Source organism: Pseudomonadota bacterium (genome assembly GCA_022361155.1).
Lineage (GTDB): Bacteria > Myxococcota_A > Polyangia > Polyangiales > JAKSBK01 > JAKSBK01.
The window spans coordinates 1-3,243 of record JAKSBK010000338.1 but is presented as its reverse complement, the minus strand read 5'-3'; the positions used below and the strand labels follow the sequence as shown (position 1 = coordinate 3,243).

The following is a 3,243-nucleotide window of genomic DNA, read 5'->3' as shown; positions in this document are numbered from 1 at the left end:
TGGTATCATGTGATATCCCGCTGTGTGCGGCGGGCGTTCCTGTGCGGGCAGGACCGGTACTCGGGGCGCAACTTCGACCACCGCAAGGTCTGGGTGGTCGAGCGGGTCAGGGAGCTGGCTTCCGTGTTCGCGGTCGATGTGGCGGCGTACGCGGTGATGTCCAACCACTTTCATCTGGTGGTGCGCATCGACAGGGAACGCACGCAGGCTTGGGGCGACGACGAGGTGGTCGAGCGCTTCGGCAGGCTGTTTCCGGGAGCCGTGGCCGGTCTCGAGCAGCTGCCCCGGGGGCTGCGCAAGCACAAGGTTGCGCTGTGGCGGGCTCGGCTTTGGGACCTGAGCTGGTTCATGCGCTGCCTGAACGAGTCCATTGCTCGGCAGGCCAACAAGGAAGACGACTGCAAGGGTCGGTTCTGGGAAGGGCGTTTCCGCAGCCAGGCCCTGCTCGACGAAGGGGCGCTCTTGACTTGCATGACGTACGTGGACCTGAACCCGGTGCGTGCGGGCATCGCCAAGAGCCTGGAGGGCTCGGACTTCACCTCGATCCAGGAGCGGCTGCGGCAGGCAGCGCAGCGCGAGGCCAAAGCACGCAAGGACGCGGATGCGAGCAAGCCCAAGACCAAGGTCCCCAAGCGCAAGGCTCGCCGCCGCCGCTCGAAGCTAGCGGAGCTGCTGCCGTTTCAGTCTCCGGTGGCGTCCAAGGTACCCAGCGCTCGAGATCTCCATGATCGCGAACCTATTCCGATGCTGTTCGACGACTACGAGCAGCTGGTGCGCCACACGGGTCAGGCGATCCGCACGGATCAACGCGGCATGCTCCCCGAAGAGCTGGCCCCGCTGGTCGAGCGAGCAGGCCTGAATGCCGAGACGTTCGTCGGCTCGGTGCAGCAGTACGCGCGCACGTTCTTCGGCATGGTGGGGCAAGTCGAGCGCATCCGAATCGAAGGCGCCCGACGAGGCCAGCAGCACGTCAAAGGCGTTCGGGCCGCCAGCCATCTCTACGCGCGCAACACCGCCTGAACGAGCCACTCGCCGGCCGCGATGCTCTCCAGTGGGGCAGCCGTGAACACGAGTGGAGCGCCCGGAACCGGGCACCACTTGCTCCAAACGCGGACGCCGGCTTGTGCGCCCTGCTTGCCCTGCCCATCGGACCCGTGACCATCCCGACAGCCCCGCGTCGGACCTCGCCTGAACTGGCATTTAATGGGTGTCCTGGGGGCGGCCTGGCGCGCGTCGTCGGAGCGCTGATCGAGCCTCAGCGGAACCGCTCCCACAGCTTTCATACCTTTCTGACCAGCGTGCGTGCGCTGTCGGTGGTAGGTGCAACATCACCGACGCCAATCCCGTCCGGCCGGCAGGATGCTGGTGCGTGGGGAAGAATGGCCCTGGCACGGGAGTTGAAGTAACTTGGGTGCAGATCCCACTTTGCATCGCGTGAATGCGTAAGCATCACGCGGCCTTGTGGGGGACGGCGTCATGTGTGCGAGTCGGCACCGGTTGCGGGGCGAGCTTGAGTCGGCGCAGGGCGAGATAGCGCTCGAAGTCAGCCCACATGCCGTTGATGAGCACGCAGCGCAGGTGCAGCACAGCCTCGGCGCGGTCGCGGCTCCAGCGCATGCCGGGCCCGTCGAGGCGAACACCGACGAGATGGCGCACGGCGCCCTCCATGACGCCGCTGGAGATGTCGAGGTCCATGCGCCGCAGGCGCGCGTAGCGCATCCGCTCGGCGTTGGCCTCGAAGTGGCCGAGCACCGAGCTGAGGACTTCGCGGCGGAACTTGTTGCCGGGGCCGGTCTGGGCGGTGGCCTCCAAGTGCTCGCGCAGCTCGTCCAGTACCTTCGACAGTTGCCCCTTGCGCAGTCGCTTTTTCTGCTCGGCCACCCAGGCTTCGAGGGCCTTGCGTTTTCGCCGAGTGCCGCGGCACACCGCCTTGCCCGCTGCCCAGAGCTTTTCGACCGCGTGCCAGAAGTCCAGGCATGTCTCGGCGTCGGCAAAGAACTCCTGTTGCAACGTCCAGATGACGCGAGCCCCGTCGGCAACGAACAACACCTTTTCGAACTTCTTGCTACCGTAGCCGCGTTTGCGCGCCTCGGCCACGAGCCATTCGAACAACGCCCGGTGACCTTCGAAGGTGGCGTACACACGCTTGTGGACCGGGCCGTCGAGCTTGCCGTCCGCGCCACGCTTGAGTGTATACAGCACGCCTACCGCTGCCATCTTCGCGTTCTTGCTCTTGTTGCCGGGCCCGCGCCGCCCGCGCGGCCGCGCGTTGCGCTTGGCTCGGCGCCGATGACGAGCGTTGGCTTTGCGCTTTACCCGCGGCCGGCAGCGGCGGGCGTACTCCTTGCTCGAGATCGCCGGCGCGCCCTTGCCGTCGACGCTCACCACCAGCACCTCGCCGTCGCCGACCGGTGCCGCGGCCTGCTCCAGAAAGCTACGTGCACCAGTGCCCAACGCGTCCACCATCCGCAACACCGCCCGAGGGCTCGGACGCCATCGCCAGACGTGCTCGAACAGTTGACGCGCCGGCTCGAACGCCATCTGCGCGCACAGCCGGGCCATCGTGCTGACTACCGGCAGCGTGAAGCCCGACATCAGCCCCAGCTGTCGCTGCGCCGGCAGGTCTCGTGCCGCACGCGCGTCGCCGAGCAACCGGCCCACCGGTTGCTCGAGTTCGACCTTGCCGAAGCGCGTACCGATGCTGGTGCGCTCGAAGCCGACCACCTCGTACTCTCGTCCGCCGCGTCGATAGCGGCTGCCAAGCTCCCAACAGCGGCCCATCCGCAGCGCGAAGAACAGCGCCATCAACGCCGCCCCCAGCGATAGCATGCTCGCCCACAGCGCCTGCTCTACCGCCGTCGCGTCGCGCTCGCCGCTCCTTTCGGCGGTTCGCAGTACTGCTCGAAAGCAACGCTCGACTTCGCGACGGGTTTGCTCGATGCTCTGCATCGGAGCCTCCTTCCTTGTCGGTTCTCGGGTCTCGCAACCGCGATTATCGACAGGAAGAGCGGCTCCGCCTATCCGTCAGCCCGCGAAAACTCCCCGTTTCTCTGCGCCTTCAGGCGTGCAATGTGGGGAATGCACCCAACTCTATGATTGGGCGGGTAATCTGCTGGTATCCGAGAGCACCTGGTCCGACGGGCGCCAGGACAAAGTGATCGCGACCTACGACAATGTTCCCGGAACCGCCTGGCTTCTCGGCCTACCGCGGACGCGCGCAGTGACGAGTACGCACAACGGCAC

At 66.5% G+C, this 3,243-nt stretch carries 2 protein-coding genes; one reads left to right on the top strand and one right to left on the bottom strand.

The features are described 5' to 3' along the window. The coding region (locus tag MJD61_13295) for a transposase (protein MCG8556245.1) at window positions 1–1,020 on the top strand (1,020 nt) is incomplete at its 5' end. A gap of 429 nt (window positions 1,021–1,449) precedes the next feature. Here the strand turns inward: MJD61_13295 and MJD61_13290 are convergent. Then, window positions 1,450–2,949: an ISKra4 family transposase gene (locus MJD61_13290; GenBank protein ID MCG8556244.1), complete on the bottom strand. Its 1,500-nt coding sequence runs from the start codon at window positions 2,947–2,949 to the stop codon at window positions 1,450–1,452. Window positions 2,950–3,243: the final 294 nt, after the last annotated feature.

Bases quoted from the DNA above. Each gene is read 5' to 3' on its own strand.
- MJD61_13290 (MCG8556244.1), bottom strand. From the start codon at position 2,949: ATGCAGAGCATCGAGCAAACCCGTCGCGAAGTCGAGCGTTGCTTTCGA.